Origin of the sequence: Kribbella sp. CA-245084 (genome assembly GCF_050942355.1) — a bacterium.
Lineage (GTDB): Bacteria > Actinomycetota > Actinomycetes > Propionibacteriales > Kribbellaceae > Kribbella.
Window position 1 is genome coordinate 7,999,825 of sequence record NZ_CP192053.1, and the last position, 19,914, is coordinate 8,019,738.

Annotated in this window: 22 protein-coding genes; 16 read left to right on the top strand and 6 right to left on the bottom strand. The window is 68.3% G+C overall.

The window, feature by feature from the left end; all coding sequences use genetic code 11:
* Positions 1-66: 66 nt before the first annotated feature.
* Positions 67-2,313: a PQQ-binding-like beta-propeller repeat protein gene (locus ACQPYH_RS38240; RefSeq protein WP_432881872.1), complete on the top strand. Its 2,247-nt coding sequence runs from the start codon at positions 67-69 to the stop codon at positions 2,311-2,313.
* Here the strand turns inward: ACQPYH_RS38240 and ACQPYH_RS38245 are convergent.
* On the bottom strand, positions 2,297-3,214 hold the full coding sequence (locus ACQPYH_RS38245; protein ID WP_432881875.1) for a Gfo/Idh/MocA family protein: 918 nt from the start codon (positions 3,212-3,214) through the stop codon (positions 2,297-2,299). The genes ACQPYH_RS38240 and ACQPYH_RS38245 overlap by 17 nt on opposite strands.
* Positions 3,215-3,357: 143 nt before the next feature.
* Here ACQPYH_RS38245 and ACQPYH_RS38250 point away from each other — a divergent pair, with 143 nt between their 5' ends.
* Positions 3,358-5,739 carry a hypothetical protein gene (locus ACQPYH_RS38250; RefSeq protein ID WP_432881878.1) on the top strand — a complete coding sequence of 794 codons (2,382 nt, stop codon included), beginning with the start codon at positions 3,358-3,360 and terminating at the stop codon, positions 5,737-5,739.
* Between the two features lie 338 nt (positions 5,740-6,077).
* On the top strand, positions 6,078-7,265 hold the full coding sequence (tuf, locus tag ACQPYH_RS38255; protein ID WP_432881880.1) for an elongation factor Tu: 1,188 nt from the start codon (positions 6,078-6,080) through the stop codon (positions 7,263-7,265).
* Positions 7,266-7,280: 15 nt separating this feature from the next.
* Here tuf and ACQPYH_RS38260 read toward each other — a convergent pair whose 3' ends face one another.
* Positions 7,281-7,547 (bottom strand): DUF4031 domain-containing protein, encoded by a 267-nt coding sequence (locus ACQPYH_RS38260; RefSeq protein WP_432881883.1) that lies wholly within the window; start codon positions 7,545-7,547, stop codon positions 7,281-7,283.
* Positions 7,544-8,248 carry a copper homeostasis protein CutC gene (locus ACQPYH_RS38265; protein WP_432881886.1) on the bottom strand — a complete coding sequence of 235 codons (705 nt, stop codon included), beginning with the start codon at positions 8,246-8,248 and terminating at the stop codon, positions 7,544-7,546. Before ACQPYH_RS38265 ends, ACQPYH_RS38260 begins: the two co-directional genes overlap by 4 nt.
* Positions 8,249-8,357: 109 nt before the next feature.
* Between ACQPYH_RS38265 and ACQPYH_RS38270 the strand changes: the two genes are divergently transcribed.
* From ACQPYH_RS38270 to ACQPYH_RS38295, 6 genes are all read left to right on the top strand, one after another.
* Complete coding sequence (locus tag ACQPYH_RS38270) at positions 8,358-9,395, top strand: LacI family DNA-binding transcriptional regulator (RefSeq protein WP_432881889.1); 1,038 nt, start codon at positions 8,358-8,360, stop codon at positions 9,393-9,395.
* Positions 9,396-9,502: 107 nt separating this feature from the next.
* Positions 9,503-9,718, top strand: a complete 216-nt coding sequence (locus tag ACQPYH_RS38275) for a hypothetical protein (protein WP_432881892.1) — start codon at positions 9,503-9,505, stop codon at positions 9,716-9,718.
* Between the two features lie 437 nt (positions 9,719-10,155).
* Positions 10,156-10,500: a hypothetical protein gene (locus ACQPYH_RS38280; RefSeq protein ID WP_432881894.1), complete on the top strand. Its 345-nt coding sequence runs from the start codon at positions 10,156-10,158 to the stop codon at positions 10,498-10,500.
* 673 nt (positions 10,501-11,173) lie between these two features.
* Positions 11,174-11,554 (top strand): hypothetical protein, encoded by a 381-nt coding sequence (locus ACQPYH_RS38285; protein WP_432881897.1) that lies wholly within the window; start codon positions 11,174-11,176, stop codon positions 11,552-11,554.
* Entirely contained in the window at positions 11,551-11,982 is a 432-nt protein-coding gene (locus ACQPYH_RS38290; protein WP_432881900.1) for a hypothetical protein, read from the top strand. Before ACQPYH_RS38285 ends, ACQPYH_RS38290 begins: the two co-directional genes overlap by 4 nt.
* Positions 11,979-13,493, top strand: coding sequence for a multicopper oxidase family protein (locus ACQPYH_RS38295; RefSeq protein ID WP_432881903.1), 1,515 nt, complete (start codon positions 11,979-11,981; stop codon positions 13,491-13,493). Before ACQPYH_RS38290 ends, ACQPYH_RS38295 begins: the two co-directional genes overlap by 4 nt.
* 179 nt (positions 13,494-13,672) lie before the next feature.
* On the opposite strand, the gene ACQPYH_RS38300 is transcribed toward ACQPYH_RS38295, so the two are convergent.
* Entirely contained in the window at positions 13,673-14,155 is a 483-nt protein-coding gene (locus ACQPYH_RS38300) for a Clp protease N-terminal domain-containing protein (RefSeq protein WP_432881906.1), read from the bottom strand.
* The gene (locus ACQPYH_RS38305) at positions 14,155-14,379 is read right to left on the bottom strand and encodes a hypothetical protein (RefSeq protein ID WP_130441176.1); all 225 of its coding nucleotides are present in this window, start codon (positions 14,377-14,379) and stop codon (positions 14,155-14,157) included. The genes ACQPYH_RS38300 and ACQPYH_RS38305 overlap by 1 nt, the downstream gene beginning before the upstream one ends.
* Before the next feature lie 122 nt (positions 14,380-14,501).
* Here ACQPYH_RS38305 and ACQPYH_RS38310 point away from each other — a divergent pair, with 122 nt between their 5' ends.
* Genes ACQPYH_RS38310 through ACQPYH_RS38325 form a run of 4 tightly spaced genes read left to right on the top strand, consistent with a single transcriptional unit; the run spans position 14,502 to position 16,484 of the window.
* Positions 14,502-14,831, top strand: a complete 330-nt coding sequence (locus ACQPYH_RS38310) for an ArsR/SmtB family transcription factor (RefSeq protein WP_432881909.1) — start codon at positions 14,502-14,504, stop codon at positions 14,829-14,831.
* Positions 14,828-15,295, top strand: coding sequence for an SRPBCC domain-containing protein (locus tag ACQPYH_RS38315; protein ID WP_350859088.1), 468 nt, complete (start codon positions 14,828-14,830; stop codon positions 15,293-15,295). The genes ACQPYH_RS38310 and ACQPYH_RS38315 overlap by 4 nt, the downstream gene beginning before the upstream one ends.
* The gene (locus tag ACQPYH_RS38320; protein ID WP_432881912.1) at positions 15,292-15,891 is read left to right on the top strand and encodes a dihydrofolate reductase family protein; all 600 of its coding nucleotides are present in this window, start codon (positions 15,292-15,294) and stop codon (positions 15,889-15,891) included. The genes ACQPYH_RS38315 and ACQPYH_RS38320 overlap by 4 nt, the downstream gene beginning before the upstream one ends.
* Before the next feature lie 2 nt (positions 15,892-15,893).
* A complete protein-coding gene (locus tag ACQPYH_RS38325; RefSeq protein ID WP_432881915.1) occupies positions 15,894-16,484 on the top strand; it encodes a dihydrofolate reductase family protein in 591 nt (196 codons plus the stop codon).
* On the opposite strand, the gene ACQPYH_RS38330 is transcribed toward ACQPYH_RS38325, so the two are convergent.
* Positions 16,463-17,143 carry an aminoacyl-tRNA hydrolase gene (locus tag ACQPYH_RS38330; RefSeq protein WP_432881918.1) on the bottom strand — a complete coding sequence of 227 codons (681 nt, stop codon included), beginning with the start codon at positions 17,141-17,143 and terminating at the stop codon, positions 16,463-16,465. The genes ACQPYH_RS38325 and ACQPYH_RS38330 overlap by 22 nt on opposite strands.
* 132 nt (positions 17,144-17,275) lie before the next feature.
* Between ACQPYH_RS38330 and ACQPYH_RS38335 the strand changes: the two genes are divergently transcribed.
* The 3 genes from ACQPYH_RS38335 (at position 17,276) to ACQPYH_RS38345 (ending at position 19,900) form a co-directional block, all read left to right on the top strand.
* Positions 17,276-18,067, top strand: a complete 792-nt coding sequence (locus ACQPYH_RS38335; protein WP_432881920.1) for a thymidylate synthase — start codon at positions 17,276-17,278, stop codon at positions 18,065-18,067.
* A complete protein-coding gene (locus tag ACQPYH_RS38340) occupies positions 18,064-18,519 on the top strand; it encodes a dihydrofolate reductase (protein ID WP_432881923.1) in 456 nt (151 codons plus the stop codon). The genes ACQPYH_RS38335 and ACQPYH_RS38340 overlap by 4 nt, the downstream gene beginning before the upstream one ends.
* Before the next feature lie 121 nt (positions 18,520-18,640).
* Positions 18,641-19,900 carry a toxic anion resistance protein gene (locus ACQPYH_RS38345; RefSeq protein ID WP_432881925.1) on the top strand — a complete coding sequence of 420 codons (1,260 nt, stop codon included), beginning with the start codon at positions 18,641-18,643 and terminating at the stop codon, positions 19,898-19,900.
* Positions 19,901-19,914: the final 14 nt, after the last annotated feature.

A 19,914-nucleotide genomic window follows, 5' to 3' on the forward strand; every position in this document is an offset into this window, starting at 1 on the left:
CAACCGCAAGGTGGCGGTGGGGTGATCGAGGGCTGGTTGTAGAGGTGCTGCTGGCAGACTGAAGCAGTGGTGGAGCTTCGGGCGCAGTGGGCTGACCTGGTGCCCGGGTCTGCCTCGCTCGCGGACGAGCTCGTCGCACGGTACGTCGAACGCAACCGCCGCGCGTACCGCGACCAGTACCTCGCCGTCGTCCTCACCGCACTGGACTCGTTCATCCAGCTCTCCACGGACCCGACCAGCGTCCGGCTCGCAGCGTGGTTCCACCGGGCGGTGCACGAGCCGGGCGGCACGCCGTCCGAGGACGCCGAGGCTTCAGCCCGGTTGGCCGAGCAGTTCCTCCCGCAGTACGGCGTACCGCCGATCCGCATCGCCGAGGTCGCCCGCCTGATCCGTCTGACCGGTGACCTCGCCGCACCACCACCGGACGCCTACGCACCACCCCGCCGCGACGCGAACGGCGACGTACTGCTCGATGCCGTCAACGCGATCCTCGCCGCCGACCCCAGCCGGTACGCCGTGCACACAGCCGAGGTACGCCGGGACGCCAGCGATCGCAAGGTCGCACTCGAGCACCGGTACGACGAAGTACGCGAACTGCTCGATGGGCACCTCTACCGCACGCAGCTGGCCCGCCAACGACTCGGACCGGTCGCACGCGTCAACCTCGAGTCAGAGCTGGCCGGACTGGACAGCGAACTCCCTGCTCCGTGGCGTGGTTGGCAACAGGCCGCATTGACCGCGACCGCTACCTTCACCGCGATCGCGGCCGCCGTTGTCGCCATCGCCGCCTCTGGTGCGTCCTGGCAAACCCCAGCAGCACAAGACGAAGCCGGCTGGCCACCTATCGCGCTGGCCGTCCTGTCGTTCTTCAGCGCACCGATCCTGTTCCGCTGCGCCCGCAGCGCCAGCCAGCGCGCCCGCCTCATCGCCGGCGCCGTATTGGCGATCGCCGTGACCGGACTGCTCGTCGCCTGGGCGCAGGCACCCCGGACGAACGTTGCCGTCGGCGTCGGCCTCCGCGTCCCGTTGATGATCTCCGCACTGCTCCTGCTGCTGATCGCCAGCGCTGCAGCTCTGGTGGCCTCACTGCTCCGCACCAGGACGGCCCGCTTCCTCCCGGCGCGCAACCTGGGCCAACAACTCGCGTGGCTGGCAGCACCGGTCGCAGTGGCTCTCGCGCTGCTGCTGATCATCCAGCCGCTGTCGCGCGGCTATGTGCTCAGCTCCAACGAGCGGGTCGAAGGAACACCAGGCCAAGCCGGCAAGGCGACACCGTCCGTCATCGACGGCAGCGTCGCGTGGGTCAGTGAGTCGGTTGCCGGCACCGGCGCAGAAGAAGCAATCGGCACCCGCTACGGCATCGCGATCCCTCGTCCGAGCGGCGTGGTCGAGATGCTCGATGCGGCCACCGGCGAACTGCGCTGGCGCTACAGCCGATCCGATTCCGACGAGAAGCCGGTCATCGCTGCGACCGGCAACGGCGACTACGTCCTCGCTCAGTTCGCCGACGTCGGCTACCTCCTGCTCGACGCGAACACCGGCGAGCGCAAGGCCGCGTGGCCCGGCCGGACGCGGGACCGGTTCATCCAGCAGTCCCAACCCCTGCTGACCGGCGATCGCTCCGGCAAGCTGCACGGCGTCGACCCGAGCGGCCACGAACGCTGGACGTACGACGCCGGCAACTGCACCGACCTGGGCGCGATCGCCACGGCCGAGACAGTGGTCACGTTCGTCAGCCACACCTGCGACGACCGCCCCGACGAAATGGCTGCGCTGGACGTCCAGTCCGGCAAGAAGCTGTGGACGAAGACGTCGGACACGTACCGGCGACCTGTCATCGTGGCCGGTCTGGTTGTCGTGGCCGAGCCCGGCGGGGACTCCGACGTACCTGCGGCACTGACGGCGATCGAGCCGCGGACCGGCGACGTCCGCTGGCGTTGGGAAGTGCCGAGGACCTGGTCCTGCCGCACTCTGCTCAACGCTGCCGGGAAGTACCTGATCGTCGTCGACTGCCCCGGCCCGAGCAGCCTGGAGAACCGCAAGACCATCGTCACCGCGATCGACGCCAACACTGGTCTGACCGCCTGGCAGACCCAGGCACCCGTCAGCCCACGCGTGAAGGTCACGGTGACCGCGGACGGCCGCGTCATCTCGCTGGACCGCGGCGCGACCAGCTGCGTCGCAAACGTGATCAGCCAGACCGGCTTCCGTCAGGTCCGCCTGCCCACCGGCATCTCCTGCAATCGCGATCCGCGTGCTGTGGGCAATCTGGTCCTCACGTCCGGCACGGGCACGGTCATTGCCCTGCGCTGAGCTGCTTCTGCGCGGAGGCCAGCAGCTCGACGATGCGGGTGCCGAAGGCTACGTCGGTCGGGTGGGACTCACCTGACTCGGCTGCCACGACCAGCTCCTCCGCGGCGAGGCGGAGCGCGTCCGAGGCAAGGGTGGTCCGCTCCGGGAGCAGCGCCGTACCGGACTCTCCCCAGACTCCGGTCTCGAAGTTGCTGCCGGCCGGTGGGGCGAGCAGGGTGATGCTGGCCGTGCTGGTCGCACCGGACTCGTGGGTGAGGACCATGTGGATCAGACCGTCGCCGCCACCGACAGCCGTGAGCTCGCCGATCGGACCGAGCATCGCGGCCAGGTTGGACAGCGCGTGCGGGCCGACATCCCAGAGCGATCCCCACTCCTCGCGCCGCCAGACCGAGTTCGTGTAGCGGTTGCCCGGCGCATCCAAGGAGGCGAGCATCCGGCTCCAGCCGCCCTTCCAGCCACCGGTGGCCTCCAGACCGGCGAAGAACTCGCGCATCGGCGGCTCGAACCGCTGGGTGAGGAACACGACCGACGCGATGCCCTCGTCCTCGGCCTCCTCGACCAGCGCGCGGGCGTCGTCCAGCGAGTCGGAGACCGGCTTGTCGAGCAGCAGATGCTTCCCGACGGCTGCCGCTTCGAGCGCCATCGACGCCTGCACTCTCGGCGGAACGGCGAACGCGAGCGCGTCGACGGACTCGAGTAACTCCGCGTAGTCGTCGTACGCGGTCAGCCCGAACTCACCCGCGAAGGCGGCCGTTTTCTCCGGATGCCGCCCCCAGACGCCGGCCAACTCGACCCCGGACGCCGCCGTGAGCCCCGGAGCGTGCGTCCGCGCCGCCCACCCGCCCGTCCCCACCAGACCGAACCGCATCTCGCCCTCCAAGGCCGAAAATGTGATCTGCACCGCAATTCCACCGGTGGAATTCGATGCCGGACGCACCTGTCGAACCGGTCAGGTGACGAGCCGATATCGCTTTGGCCACGACCCTATCCGGGAACCCCGGATCGGTCGGTAGAGGCTCCGATGGGGTGCCAGACTCCTTAGCCATGGACCTGCGCGACCAGTGGAATCGCCTGCTGCCGCACGCGCAGCCGTTGGGCGACGATCTGCTGGCTCGTTACGCAGAGCAACATCGCCACTATCACGACCAGCGCCACCTGACCGAAGTGCTGGAGACCATCGACGATCTGGCCGAGTACGCCGACGATGCGGACAGCGTCCGGCTGGCGGCCTGGTTCCACGACGCGATCTACGACCCGCAGGCCGATCCCGGTGAGAACGAGGAGGTCTCGGCCCAGTTGGCCGAGCTCGAACTGGCGGCGTACGGCGTCGAGGCCGCGCAGGTCGAGGAGATCGGCCGGCTGGTCCGGCTGACCGCGAAGCACGACTGCGCCCCGGACGACCGCAACGGCGCCGTGCTCTGCGACGCCGACCTGCGGATCCTGAGCCTGCCGCAGCACCGCTACGACGAGTACGCCGCCGGGATCCGGCAGGAGTACGCACATATCGCGGACCGCGACTTCGCCCGCGGGCGGATGACGTTCCTGCAGGGCCTGAGCGACACACGCCTGTACGTGACACCGAGAGGGCACGAGGAGTGGGAGCGACCGGCCCGGGACAACCTGACCCGGGAGGTCGGGTCCCTGGGCCCTAGGGCGGCCCGACCGGTCGGCGGGCTGATCCCGATCATCTACTTCGGTGCTGCCCTCGGTGCGGTCGTCGCGTCCTCGGTCCTCCTGGGCCGCGGCCTCGGTGCGGCTGCCAAGTGGCCGGCCGACCCGACCGACGCCGGTGGCTTCCCGGTGTGGGCGCCGATCGCCGGTACGGCGGTGGCGGCCGCTCTGACCTGTGCGTGGTTCCGGCGTGCTCAGCAGCGACTGGTGACCATTCCGGCCGTTGTCTTCGGTGTTGTCGGTGTGGTCGCGATCGGCTTGTGCTGGTGGCGCTGGCCGGCCGCACAGCCCGGTGCAGCCATGTCGGAGCGCTGGCCGTACCTCATGCTCGCTTCGGTGGCTCTGGTGCTGGCCGGCGCGCTGCTGGCGCTGGCAAGGCGGTTGCGGCTCGCACCGCCGTACGCCCAGGCTCCGCCGCGGTGGCTGGGAGTCGGCGCGACCGCGATCTGCGGTGCGCTGCTGGCGTGGGTCGTGGTGTCGGCCGGTGAGCCGTTCGTGCAGGCCCGCCTGGAGACCGCCAACACAGTCAGTACGACGACCACGATCGAGCCTACGCAGCTGCCGGTCCAGCTCGACGGGACGCTGGCGTGGAGCCGCGAGGTCCCCGCAACCGGTGCGATCACGGGTACTGCGGGTGGAGTCGCCGAACTGCGGTCCGACGGCGTGGTGATGTCTGACGCGGCCACTGGCCAGATCCGCTGGCGCTACTCGCGTGCCGACGTACAGGACGCGGCGTCGAGCGGTGCGAAGGGCCTGCTGGTGTCCGCGGATACCAGGACGATCGCGGCGCATCTCCCGCATTCGGAGTACCGCGAGCCGGCGGGCATCGACCTTCCGACGTACGCCGTACTGGATGCGGTGAGCGGGAAGGTGCTGACCGAGGTCCACACCGACGGTACGGCGCTGGCGGTCGACGAGAACCAGCTGCTCGTGGCTGAAGGCAACTACGTCGTGGCGCACGGCGTGAGCAGCCCGACGCACTGGCGGGCGCAGGTGCGCTGCAACGTGACCCAGGGCGAGCTGGTCGGCGACCAGGCGGTCGTCGTGGACGCATGTGCCGGGAACGGTGCCGTCGTACGCGGGCTGGATCTCAAGACCGGCGCTCAGCGCTGGGAGGTCGACCTGGGTGCACGGATCGACCTGAGTGCGGAGCTGGACCCGTCCACCTGGGTCGGGGACCTGGTCGCCGTACCGGACACCCGTGAGGTGTCCGGACTGATCTGGACCGGGGCAGCCGGCGGGACGCTGTACCAGTGGAGCGTCGACGTCGGCGAGGGCCGCATCATCTGGACCACGCCGGTGCCGGGGACACCGCGGCCGAGGCTCGGGTCGTCGTCGTGCGACGCGCAGCTGGCTGCCACGCACGCGTCGCTAGTACTCGTCACGTGCCGGACCGGGAACGACCCTGGACAGGCACAGACGTACGACGTGTCGTCGTCGAGTCCTGCTGACGGGACACCGCAGTGGCATCACCTGCTGCAGGTGCCACCGAAGCTGCAGCAACCGGAGTACCCGCGGAACGGGTTCGGGCTGCTGCCGGACGGGCGTGTGGTCACGCTGATGCCGCAGCAGAACGGCAGCTGCTCCCCCGTCATGATCGGCACCACCGGCGTACAGCCGCGACCGATCCTGCCGAGTGTGAACGCCCAGCCGGTCGCGAAGTCCGAAGAGGTCACCTGCAACAAGCCGGCCGTCGCCGTGGCGGCCGCCCGCCCCGTCTTCTCCGACGGCACCCGGTTGTTCGCACTCAACTAACTCCCTCTCTTCTCTCTCTCCTTCCTTCCCTTGCCTTCTCCCGCGCGCAGCGCGGGAATTCCTTTGCCCTGGGCACGGTTGATGTCTACCGTGATGCGCATGTTCCGCGTGGTTTTCTTCGAGCACGACCTGTCAGGCACCGGCCTGACGGGCGCTCCCACGTGGGCATTGTCAGTCGATTCAGCCACCGGCACTCGAAGCTGACCCTCCTCCTGCTGCACAGGACCCGCGGAGGAGGGTGGCCCGAGACCGGCCCCCTCCACGCGGTGACAGCGGTGTGAGGGCTTGCCGGAGGGTCCTGGCTCTTATCGAATCCTCTGACATGCAAGGGAAAACTCATGGCCAAGAGCCAGTTCGTGCGGACCAAGCCGCACCTCAACATCGGCACGATGGGTCACGTCGACCACGGCAAGACCACGCTGACCGCCGCGATCACCAAGGTGCTCGCGGAGCGCGACCCGAGTGTCAACCGCTTCGTCGCCTTCGACGGCATCGACCGTGCGCCGGAGGAGATCCAGCGCGGGATCACGATCAACATCTCGCACGTCGAGTACGAGACCGCGACCCGTCACTACGCGCACGTCGACATGCCCGGGCACGCCGACTACGTGAAGAACATGATCACCGGCGCCGCGCAGGTGGACGCCGCGATCCTGGTCGTCTCCGCACAGGACGGCGCCATGCCGCAGACGCGGGAGCACGTGCTGCTCGCGCGCCGGGTGGGCGTGCCGTACCTGGTGGTCGCGCTGAACAAGGCGGACACCGTCGACGACCCCGAGCTGCTCGACCTGGTCGAGCTGGAGGTCCGCGAGCTCCTCTCGGAGTACGGCTTCCCGGGCGACGAGGTGCCGGTCGTGCGCGTGTCCGGTCTGAAGGCGCTGGAAGGCGACCCGAAGTGGACCGCCGCGATCGGTGAGCTGCTGGACGCAGTCGACAGCTACGTGCCGGTGCCGGACCGTGAGCTGGGCGAGCCGTTCCTGATGCCGATCGAGAACGTGCTCACCATCAGCGGCCGCGGCACAGTGGTCACCGGTGCGGTCGAGCGCGGTTCGCTGAAGCTCGGTGACGCGGTCGAGGTCGTCGGCCTCGGCCCGACGGTCACCAGCACGGCGATCGGCATGGAGACGTTCGGCAAGTCGCTGGAGTCCGCGGACGCGGGCGACAACGCGGCGGTGCTGCTGCGTGGTGTGAAGCGCGACGAGGTCCGTCGCGGCCAGGTGGTGGCGTTGCCGGGCAGTGTGCAGCCGCACCGGAAGTTCCGGGCGACCCTGCACGCACTGTCCACGGCGGAAGGTGGTCGGCACACCCCGTTCGCCGCGGACTACCGCCCACAGTTCTACTTCCGTACGACGGACGTGTCCGGCGGCATAGACCTCGGTGAGATCACCCTGGTGATGCCCGGTGACACGATCGACCTCGGCGTGGAGCTGGAGAAGCCGATCGCGATGAACGTCGGCCTCGGCTTCGCGGTCCGCGAAGGCGGCCACACCGTAGCCGCCGGCACCGTGACCGAATTGCTCGACTGAACAACGGCCCCCGATCTACTCGGTCGGGGGCCGTTTTCTGTGCCGGAGCCCCGCGGCGGTGATGCGGCGGACGAGCTCCCGGCTGGCCACCGGGACGGCGCCGGCTGCGATGAGGTCGTCGTACCGGTCGCTGGGTACGTCGTAGTGGTCGCGGTCGAAGCCGCGGGACGGGATGCCGGCGGCCTTCGCGAATGCGTGCAACTCCTCGTAGGACTCGTCGCTGACCAGGTGGGACCAGACTCTGTCCCAGGCCGGCCAGGCGGGTGGGTCGATGAGGATCATTCGCGGGCGTCCTGGGCGTCGAGCAGATTGCGCCAGGAGCGCACGAACCGGGAGTTCACGTACGCCTTCGTCCACGAGCCGTCCTGGCGCACCGACGTACCGACGTGGAACCGGCGTACGCCGCTCTGGAACAGCCACGGAACATGCTCCGGCTGCAGACCACCACCGGCCATCATCACGCCGGCCACGGCGGAGTCCGCCTTCGCCAGCTTGCACAGCTCGTCCAGCCCGTGGCTGACACCGATCGACGAGCCGGCAGTCAGTACGCAGTCCAGACCGGGCATCGTGCGCAGGGCACTCCACGCCCGCTGCTGCTCGAGCACGGCGTCTATAGCGCGGTGGAACGTCCACGGCGTACCGGCGAACGTGCTGGTCAGTGCAGACACCGACTCGACGTCCACCTGGTTGTCGGGTGTCAGGAAGCCGAGCACGAACCCGTCCGCACCAGCTGACAGGTATGACTGCGCCATGGCGGTCAGCCGGTTCAGCTCGGCGCCGTCGGTGGTGAACGAGTTCTCCAGCCGCAGCATGACCCGCAACGGCAGATCGGTGACGCGGCGGATCGCACTGACCGTCGACACCGACGGGCACAACCCGTCCGCCTCCATCGAGGCGCACAGCTCCAGCCGGTCCGCCCCACCCTCCTGCGCCGCCTCCGCATCCGCCGGATGCAGGGCGATGATCTCCAGCAACGAACCCATGCCCGCTATCTTCTCGCACCTTCGCGGAATTGGTGTTGCACTCGCCGCCAGCCTTCTGTATCGTTTTTCTAGAACGATTTAGAAGAACGATACAGAAGAGGTGAGCGAGATGGCCGGAGTGACGCTGAAGACGGTGGCCAAGGCCGTCGGCGTTTCGCCGTCGACCGTCTCGAACGCGTACAACAAGCCCGACCAGCTCTCCACCGCGCTCCGCGAGCGGATCCTGGCCACCGCCCACGAGCTCGGGTACGCCGGACCGGACGCATCGGCTCGGGCCCTGCGGAGCGGCAAGGCCGGGGCGGTCGGGGTGCTGTTCACCGACAAGCTTGCCTACGCCTTCTCGGACCCCTACGCGGTCGGCTTCCTGGCCGGGCTCGCCGAGGTCGCGGAGGAGTTCGCCACCAGCCTGCTGCTGATGCCGCTCAGTTCGACCGACATCGCCGGCGGGAGCAACGCAGTACAACAAGCAGCCATCGACGCGGCGGCGATCTTCTGCGTACCGGGTGGGCATCCGGCGCTGGACATCCTCGCCAACCGTGGGATCCCGGCCGTCTCGACCGATCGGGGCGACCATCCGGACCTGTCCTGGGTCGCGATCGACGAGGTAGAAGCAGCCGCACAACTGGGCGAGCACCTGACCCGGCTCGGTCACCGCGACGTCGTCGTACTGGTCGACAACGCCGAGGCCGCCGGCGGTCGCCCGGTCGAGCTGACCCTCGACGAGGTCGGGTACACCGACTGCGAGCTGCGGATCCAAGGACTGCACAAGACGATGCCGGACGCGCGGCTGCGCATCGTCTCCGGCGGGCACAACGCGTTCGCGTCCGGAGTACGCGGCGCGGAGTACGTGCTCGACTCACAGGACCGGCCCACCGCGATCGTCGGGCTCAGCGACGTACAAGCCCTCGGCGCGATGGAAGCAATGAAGGTCCGGGGGCTGACCCCCGGTCGCGATCTGACCCTGGCCGGGTTCGACGACATCCCGGCCGCCGAAGTTGCCGGGCTGACCACGGTCCGCCAGCCGATCAAGGACAAAGGACGCGCGGTCGGACGGATCCTGCTGGACCCGTCAGCCACCGAGCGCCAAGTACTGATGCCGACGCAGCTGATCGTCCGCTCCACCAGCGGACCGGCTCCGAAGCGCTGACAAATCCACACAGCTCGATCGTCTACACGACCAGCACGTCGGCACACCACCCTGGAACCGACCGGTTCCCGGGCTGATCGAACACGCTCTCAGGAGGGAGCAGCACCATGACGTACTTCATCCCCGGCAACACCGCGGTCGAGAACGCCCGCACCCTGGCCCAGTCCGCTCTTCCGAACGCTCCCCAGGTCCACGACGAGTACGAGGAGCCCCGCCGCCCGCTCGCCATCCGCGCCCGCTTGAGCGCCGTACTGCGGACGACAGCACGGCACGAGCTCCGGCTAGCCGACCGCATCGACCCAACCTGCTCCGCCCTCAGCTGAGCTCCTCCCAAACCCCCACGACCCACTTGAGTCGTGGGGGTTTGGTCTACCACCCCCGCGTGCTCTGCGACTGCTTCCTTCGTCGCCACGCTCCTCAGCGCAGTCACTCCGCGCGCTACCCACCCACCCCCGGCTCAGCGCCGTGCATCCCTTCCGGCTACCGCCGGACTCTGCTCGCGCGGCTCGCGGTTGACTACGAGCGTGGCGTCGCCAGCATGCTCTGCCTGACGGGGATGCGACCTGCCCCGGCTCAGCGGCGAGCACGTTCCACCTGGCGCCGCACGTTTCTCGCTCGGCTCGCGGCTGACTGCGGACATGGTGTCGGGGACACGTTCTTACCTGAGCACACTGTGATGCACCGGGTGAACGGCCAGCTCCGAACGTCTTCTCGGTCTGCGATGGGGTTTTGTCGGTGTCGTCTGGCACTCTGAAGGGCGATGAACGAGCCAGGGGTGTTGCTGACTGCGCGGGCGATGGTGCTGCACGACCTCGCCGCGCGGGGCTTTGACGACGCGGTGATGGTGTCGCTGCTCGAGGACGCCGTGGCCGGTCGTCAGTGGTGGCTGGACCAGTGGCCCGATGGCGCCGAGCACATTGCCGGGCTCGTCGCCCAGGATGTACAGGATCGCCTGGTCGACTCGGGAGTTCGCTGGCCGCGCTGCACCGCCTGCGACGACCTCCACGACCACGAGCTCCGGATCGAGCCGGAGTTGGGTCCGGATCCGCAGTGGGTCTGCGAACGAGCCGGCATCGCAGTCGCCCCGCTGGGCCATCTGACCTAACAGCTCTACGCACGATCAGCCGCTCCCCGAGCAACCTAGGCGGCTCCACTCACCTCGACAGCGCCGGCGTAGCGCGCGACGAGGGAGCCCGCATAGCCTGCGCGTCCCGTCGGGAAGTGTGAGCCCACCCCACCACCTCCGTACTCAACCGCGAGCGCCGCGAGCGACCCGCCGGGAGCGCGCGAAGCGGCGCGCTGAGGAGCGAAGACAGCGCCCGCGTAGCGCCGGGGGCAGGCCACAAGCGAGTCCCCGGACACCAGCTCGGCAGTCGATCGCGAGCGGAGCGAGCAGAGTCCGGCGGCAGCCGGAAGGGATGCACGGCGCTGAGCCGGGGGCGGGTGGGCGCGCGCGGAGTGACTGCGCTGAGGAGCGCAGCGACGAAGGAAGCAGTCGCGGAGCACGCGGGGAGGACCACCTCCACTCAGGTCGAGCGTGCCCCGGCGACGCCCCGCCCGCAGTCGACCGCGAGCCGCGCGAGCAACGCCCGGCGCCAGCCGGAAGGGATGCACGGCGCTGAGCCGGGGGCGGGTGGGTGCGCGCGGAGTGGGTGCGCTGAGGAGCGCCGCGACGAGGGAAGCGTCCACGTAGCTCGCGGGGGCTGAATTCCCCGACGCTCGACTCCGGGTTATACCTGATTGCGCTACATGTAGACACGCTACTATTGTCTGTCTACATGAAGGCTTTGACGGTGCTCCGGGTGACGGCTGGGCTGCATGCGGTGGTGATCTGCCTGCAGCCGGTGTTCGCGGGGATCTACCTGGACGGCTCGCCCGAGGGCATGCGGATGCACGAGCCGACCGGACTTGTGATCGTCTTCCTGGGTCTCGTGCAGTTGCTGGTGGCAACGATCTGGTGGCGGGTCGGCGGGCGGTGGCAGGCGGCCGCGGTGAGCCTGTTGGTCTGGGCGGGCGAGGTCGTCCAGGTCGCGATGGGTTACAGCCGCCAACTGGCGATCCACATCCCGCTCGGCATCGCGCTGGTCGCAACCACAGTGGCACTCACCTTCTGGATCAATCGCCAGCGCGTCAGCAGGGGTCAGCAGGTGGCAGCGTGACCACGACCACCGAGCAGCTGGCCAAGGTACGCCGTCCGCGCGCCACCCTTCAGCTTCTCCGCATCATCCTCGTCCTCCATGCGGTCCTCGTGATCGCGCAACCCATAGCCGCCGGGTACTTCCTGTCCGGCAACGTCGACGCGATGACCGACATCCACGCAACCATCGGCGGATCCGTCTGGATGGTCGCGTTCCTCCAGACGATTGTCGCCGCGTGCTACACGATCGCGGGTCGCGGCCGGCTCTGGCCGACCATCGCGTCCGCCGTACTCGTCATAGCGGAGTTCGTCCAGCTCACCTTCGGCTACCTGCAGAACTTCGCCGTACACATCCCGCTCGGCACCGCCATCGTGACCGCCGTCGTCTGGATGACGGTCTGGTCGTTCCGTTCCACCGCACGATTGAGTCGCCGGGAGGCGAAACGATGAAGATGTCCCGCCGCGGGTTCATGGTCGCCAGCGCCGGTGCCACACTGGCGCTGACGAGTTGCGGCCAGGAGGCCAAACCCGCACAGGCCGGAGAACTCCTGCGCAGTAAGGTGAAGCTGCCCGCACCCTTCCAAATCCCGCTGCCGATTCCGCCGGTGAAGAAGCCGACAAGATCTGACGCGAAGGCCGACTACTACCGCGTCGTACAGCGCAAGGCGAGCCTCGAGATCCTCCCCGGTCTCAAGACCGAAGTGATGGGGTACGACGGCCTGTTCCCCGGGCCGACCTTCGACGTACGCAGCGGCCGCACAACCGTCGTCGAGCAGGTCAACGAGCTCGATGTGTCGACGGTCGTCCATCTCCACGGCGGCCACACCCCGGCCCCGAGCGACGGCTGGCCCCTCGACCTGATCATGCCCGCGAACGGCGGCCACACCGAACACCACATGATGTCCGGCGGTGAAATGACGATGGGCAAACGCACGTACACGTACCCGAACACCCAGCGCGCCGCGACGCTCTGGTACCACGACCACACGATGGACTACACCGCACCGCAGGTCTATCGAGGGCTGTTCGGACTGCATCTCATCCGCGACGACGAAGAGGACAACCTCCCGCTCCCGAAGGGTGATCGGGAGATACCGCTCGTGATCGCGGACCGCGCGTTCGACGCCGACGGCTCGTTCTTGTACCCGGCCGCGAAGGATGGTCCCGGCGTCGAACCGGCGTACATGGAAGGGGTGATCGCGGACGTCACGCTGGTGAACGGCGCGCCGTGGCCGGTCCATGAGGTCGATGCGGTCCGGTACCGCTTCCGCATCCTCAACGCCAGCAACGCCCGCCGGTACGAGCTTGCCTTCAGCAACGGACCGGCGACGTTCGTCCAGATCGGCAGCGACGGCGGGCTGCTCGATGTACCGGTCGAACACAAGACCGTCGTGCTCGCGCCGGCCGAGCGGTTCGACGTGATCGCGGACTTCTCGCAGTACCAGCCGGGCGACGAGGTGACGCTGGTCAACAAGCTCGACGGCAACGCCAACATCATGCGCTTCAAGGTCGCCCGCAAGGCCGTTGACGAGAGCAACATCCCGGCAAGGCTCTCGTCGTACGCCGTGACGCCCCGGCCGGCCGGCGTCGTACGACGGGAGTGGCGGTTCCGCCGTGGCAGCGCCGGCGATCATCGAGGCTGGACGATCAACGGGAAGGCGTTCGATCCCGCGGTGATGCAGGCGCAGGTGAAGCTGGATCAGTACGAGATCTGGACGTTCGTCACCGACGTACACCATCCGGTGCATGTGCATCTCGCGCCGTTCCAGGTGCTCAGTCGCGGCGGGAAGGCGAAGGTCGCGGAGTACGACCACGGCTGGAAGGACACCGTCGACATCCGTCCCGCCGAGGTGGTCGAGGTACTGGTCAAGTTCACCGCCCACAAAGGCAAGTACCTGATCCACTGCCACAACCTCGAACACGAGGACATGGCGATGATGGCCGCCTTCGAAACGATCTAGGTACGACGCCGCCGGCACCGAGAGCCAGCGAGCTGACCGGATGGCGGAGCGCGCTGTACCCGGCGCCCTTGAACGCACTCTCGAGCATGAGGACGAGCACGAAGAGCGGGCCGGCGATCAGTCCGCAGACCAACAGCCGATCCGTCAGGTCCGACGCTCGACGACCACCGGCGCGGACATCAGCGTGTGCCCGCTGCTAATGCTTCGGCGGCCCTGGTGCGAAGGGCGGCGCGGTCTACGCCGGCCGCCTCGAGGGCGCGAGCCACCCGGCCGCGTTCGGTGGCGAGGAGACCGACCAGGATGCGCATCGGGCCGATGCGGCCGCCGCCCAGCTTCGGTGCGGCGTCCATCGCCCGGTGCAGCAGGAGTTTGGTCGACTCGCCGATGTGCGGGTCACGGCCTCGTTCGGGTGTTGCTTCTGGCAACAAACCCATCCGGACCGCGATCCCGGCAACGGCCAGGCTCTGCTCCCACTCGCGATTCAGCGCGATCCGGATCGCGTCTTCGGTCAAGCCGACCTCGGCCAGCAACTGCGCGGCCGCGGAGTCGTGCACCCCGGCCAGCGCGAGCAACACATGCTCGGCCTCGATCGTCCGGGAGCCGTCGCGGCGGGCCTCGGCGCGGGCCGACCGCACCAGGATCGAGCGAACATCGGTCGACATCAGCGCCTCCTCAGGGCAACGCCGGCGGCGAGCAGCCGCCGGGCATGTTTCTTGTGCACCGCCTGCCGGGTGACCCCCAGCACCTCGGCCACCTCGGCCCAGCTCCAGCCGGACCGCATCGCGCGCTCCACCTGGCTGTCCTCGAGCCGGTCAGCCAGTCGGCGCAGCGCCACCACCGCGGCCAGCCCGGCCGCAGGGTCCTCGGGATCCACCAACTCGGTCATCTAAGCAACTTAGGTTGACAACCTCGAACTGTCAACCCAAGTTGCTGGGGCGACCACTTGACGCACCCCACCGACACTCCTATATTCAACACATCAGTTGATCAAGGGAATGGTTGATAAACATGACAGTTGACGACGATCAGCTCGACCGGTCGTTCGCGGCACTCGCCGACCCGGTCCGGCGGGCGATGATCGCGCGGCTGTCGCGCGGACCGGCCACGGTGAACGAGCTGGCCGAACCGTTCCCGATCACCAAGCAGGCGGTGTCGCGGCACATCCAGGTGCTCGAGGCCGCCGGGCTGATCACCCGGAGCCGGGACGGCCAGCGCCGCCCGTGCCATCTGGTGCCGGCCGCCCTCGAGGCACTGACGAGCTGGATCGACGAGTACCGGCTCGAAACCGAACGCCGCTTCCGACGGATGGAAGCACTGTTGAAGGAGCAGACATCATGACTGGAACCGTCATCAACACCCCGGCAGGCACCCCGTTCGTCGAGGTCACCCGGGAGTTCGCCGCCACACCGGCCCAGCTGTTCAAGATCATGACGGATCGCGACCTGGTCGCCGAGTGGCTCGGTCCGCGCAATCTGGACGCGACGATCGAGGAGTACGACGTACGTCCCGGCGGCACGTATCGCTACATCCACCGCGACGACTCCGGCGAGTACGCGTTCCGCGGCGTCTTCCACACCGTGGAGCAGGACAAGCTCGTCATCCAGACCTTCGAGTGGGAGGGTGCGCCGGGCGAGGTCTGCCTGGAGAAGATGACGCTAGAACCGACGGAGAACGGCGTACGGCTGCACCAGCAGTCGGTGTTCCCGTCGGTGGGCGCCCGCGACCAGTCGATCGAGTACGGCATGGAGAACGGCATCAACGACTCCATGGACCGCCTCGCCGAACTGCTGGCGAAGTCATGAGCCGGGTCGTCGTCGACATCTCGGTCTCCCTGGACGGCTACGTCACCGGGCCGAACGTCGGCCTCGACAACGGGCTCGGTGACAACGGCATGGCCCTGCACGACTGGGTCTTCCACGGCAACGACGCGGACCGCGCCGTCCTGGACGCCGCCTTCGAGGGGACCGGTGCCGTCATCCAGGGCCGCAACCTGTTCGACATCATCGACGGGCCCGGTGGCTGGAGCGAGGAGATGGGGTACGGCGCGAAGCCGACCGGCGAGGTGAATCCGCCGGTCTTCGTCGTCACCCACACTCCACCGGAGAAGACTCGCCTGGGCGACCGGTTCCGGTTCGTCGGCAGCCCCGCCGAGGCGGTCACGCAAGCGCTGGAGGTTGCTGACGGCAAGGACGTTGTGGTGATGGGCGGTGGGCAGATCTGCCACGAGGTCCTCGCGGCCGGGCTGGCCGACGTACTGCGGTTGCACGTAGCAACCGTCGTACTCGGGGACGGGACGCGGCTGTTCCCGGCCGAGCCGGCGAGCGGGCTGAAGCTCGCGCTGACCGAGGCCGTCTCCACTCCGAGCGCGCAGCACCTCACCTACCGGGTGGTGAAGTAGCCATGGGCAACGTTATTGCGACTGCAGCGGTATCACTGGACGGGTTCGTCGCGGACACCGAGGACGGGGTCGGGCCGCTGTTCGACTGGTACAACAACGGCCCGGTCGAGGTCTACGGGTCCGACCCGGGCCGGCCGTTCCACCTCAGCCAGGCGAGCGCCGACTACATCAACGCGACCTGGCCGAACGTCCGCTCGTGCGTGATCGGGCGCCGGCTGTTCGACATCACCAACGGGTGGAACGGCGTACCGGCGGTCGGCGAGCACGTCTTCGTCGTCACCCACAAGCCGCCGACGGACTGGCCGTTCCCGGACGCGCCGTTCACGTTCGTCAACGGCATCGAGGAAGCGATCACGCAGGCACGCGCCTACGCCGGCGACCACGACATCAGCATCACCGGCGGCAACCTCACCGGCCAGGCCATCGCAGCCGGCCTCATCGACGAGATCGCCTACAACCTGGTCCCCGCCCTCTTCGGCACCGGCATCAAGTTCTTCGGCGACTACGTCGGCCCACAGGTCCTCCTCGACAACCCCCGAATCATCCAAGGCGACCGCGTAACCCACCTGCATTACCGCGTCAGCAGAGGATGATCCGCGATCACGGTGTGGGAGCCGGGGGCTATCTCGGTGAAGCCGGCGTCCTGGACGACGGGGCGGTCGCTCGCCAGTAGTTCGCTCCAGCGGGCGCGGGTCGGCGTACGGACAGCCAGCGCGAAGTCCGAGGCTTCCCACTCCTTGCGGGCTTCGGCTGACAAGGCCCACCAGGCGAGCTGCGCGGCGTGACCGCATTGCGCCATCGCCTTGCCGCTGGACATCTCCAGCTCCGGATTCACCCACAGCACAGGTACGCCGGCCTCGACCGGCTGAAGCTCCTCGGCGTCCACGAAGTCGGTCCCGCTCACCTGCAGATTGGCGATCTCGGCCGGTACGTCGTCGACCGGCGTCGGCGGAAACACCCGAACCTGAGCGGCCGCAGTCTCCGGCTCTTCGGCCCCAACCCCGTGGCCGTGCACGGTGATGCCTGGTAGGGCTTCGGCTCGGCGCCACTCGGTGCCGCGGGCGCGTTTCACGATCTTGCGGATGCGGTCGTCCTGCCAGGACGTCATCGCCTCGGCCCACTCGCCCTCGCCGTACGACCGCTCGTCCGCGAGGATCGCGAGAACCGCACGCGCGGCCGTCTCCAACGCGTCGGTCTGCGCCGGCCGGGCGTTCTTCTCGACCCGAACCACCAGGGTCAGCACGTGTTCCACACCCGCGAGTTTGCCAGTGCGGATCTCCAGGCCATCACAATGGTCCGTCGCTCGGCGGCTCCCGCGGGGACACGGCAAGCGGTCGCGATTGTGGTGGCCTGGAGATCCGCAGCCCCAGTGTAAGTTGGCCGCATGCAGCAGTACCTGGATCTTCTTCGGCATGTGTTGGACAACGGGGCGGAGAAGGGGGACCGGACCGGGACGGGCACGTTGAGTGTGTTCGGCTACCAGTCGCGGTACGACCTCACGCAGGGTTTTCCGGCGGTGACGACGAAGAAGCTGCATCTGCGGTCGGTGATCGGGGAACTGATCTGGTTCCTGAGCGGCTCCACGAACGTCAAGTGGCTGCACGAGAACAACATCTCGATCTGGGACGAGTGGGCCGACGCGGACGGTGAGCTGGGGCCTGTGTACGGCTACCAGTGGCGCTCCTGGCCGACGCCGGACGGACGGCACGTCGACCAGATCACCAAGCTGATCGAGTCGATCAAGAACAACCCCGACTCCCGCCGGCACATCGTTAGCGCGTGGAACGTCGCCGACGTGGACGACATGGCCTTGCCGCCGTGTCACACCATGTTCCAGTTCTACGTCGCGGACGGCCGGCTCTCCTGCCAGCTGTACCAGCGGTCCGCCGACATCTTCCTCGGCGTTCCGTTCAACATCGCGTCGTACGCACTGCTCACCCACATGGTCGCGCAGCAGACCGGGCTCGAGGTCGGCGACTTCGTGCACACACTCGGCGACGCCCACCTGTACCTGAACCACCTCGATCAGGCCCGCCTGCAGCTGACCCGCGAGCCGCGCCCGCTGCCGACGCTGCAGCTGGCGAAGCGCGACTCGATCGACGGCTACGAGATCGCCGACGTCGAGCTGATCGGCTACGACCCGCACCCCGGCATCAAGGCGCCCATCGCCGTATGAGCATCATCCTCATCGCCGCGGTCGGACAGAACGGTGTCATCGGGCGGGACAACGACCTGCCCTGGCGCATCCGCGAGGACTTGCAGCGGTTCAAGCAGCTCACGCTCGGCCACACGCTCGTGATGGGCCGCAAAACCTACGACTCGATCGGCCGCCCGCTACCGGGCCGCCGTACCGTCGTCGTCACCCGCCAACCGGACTGGTCCGCCGACGGTGTCGCCGTGGCCCACTCCCTCGACGAGGCCCTCCAGTACGACGGCACGCTGTACGTCGCGGGCGGCGGCGACATCTACCGCCAGGCCCTCCCCCACGCGTCCCACCTCGAACTCACCGAGGTCGACCAGTCACCCGACGGAGACGTCACGTTCCCTTCCGTCCACCCGGCACACTGGACCGAAACCGCCCGCGACGCCCGCGACGGCTTCAGCTTCGTTAGTTACCGCCGCAGCTAACAACGAGTACGCAACAGGCCGCCCATGGGGACCTGGAACCGACTAGATTGTGTGCGCGTCACGGAGGTGACAGGGCGCGGGCGCGGGGACGCCTCGCGGAGGCCACCGGAGGGGAACGACGATGACCGAAGCAGATAACACAGCAGGTGCGGCTCAAGCGGCCGCGGCGCAGTCGCCGTTGCAGCCGCCGACGGCTACCGCGCCGGGGCTGATACTGACCGCGCCGCCGGCGTCACAGCCTGTGGCCGAGACGGCCGCGCCGAGCATGGCACCCGCCGTCGATGCGGCCGCGCTGCCGGGGCTCGACGCGAAGGTCGACACGTTCCTGACCTCGCTGATGGCGGCCGAGCCGCGGTCCCCGGAGTTCGCGGCGAAGGCGAGCGACGTCCGCAGCATGGGTGACGTCGACATCCGCGCCGCCGCCGAGAGCTCGAACCGGTTGCTGCAGCAGCCCGTGAAGGCGCTGCAGAGCGGTGGCCTGTCGGAAGGTTCGACCGTCGGCAAGACGCTGCTCGAACTGCGTCGTACGGTCGAGGACCTGGACCCGAAGGAAGCGACCGGGCCGAAGAAGCTGCTCGGGATGATCCCGTTCGGCGACAAGATCGAGGACTACTTCCGCAAGTACCAGAGCGCGCAGACCCACCTCGAGGGCATCCTGCACAGCCTGCGCAACGGCCAGGACGAGCTCGGCAAGGACAACGCCGCGCTGAACCTGGAGAAGCAGAACCTCTGGGACGCGATGACCCGGCTGAACCAGTACGTGTACGTCGCCGAGCGCCTCGACGCGCGCCTGTCCGCCGCGATCGCAGAACTCGAGGCGACGAACCCGGACAAGGCGAAGGCGTTCCGCGAGGACGTGCTGTTCTACGTCCGGCAGAAGCACCAGGACATCCTCACGCAGCTGGCCGTGTCGATCCAGAACTACCTGGCCATCGACATCGTGATCAAGAACAACATCGAGCTGATCAAGGGCGTCGACCGCGCGTCGACCACCACGGTCTCGGCTCTGCGTACGGCGGTCATCGTCGCGCAGGCGCTGGGCAACCAGAAGCTCGTGCTGGACCAGATCACCGCGCTGAACACGACCACCAGCGGCATGATCGAGCGCACCTCGCAGATGCTGCGGGACAACTCGGTGGCGATCCAGCAGCAGGCCGCGTCGGCGACGATCGGGCTGCCGCAACTGCAGGCCGCGTTCGCCAACATCTACGCGACCATGGACGCGATCGACACGTTCAAGGTCGAGGCTCTGGACAACATGGCCGCCACGATCGGCACGCTGGAGACCGAGGTGACCAAGTCCCGCAGCTACCTGGACCGCGTCGCCCAGCAGAACCAGCAGGTCGTGCACGGCAGCCTCGACCTGAACCTGGGTCGCTGATTCCGGCGTCGGCC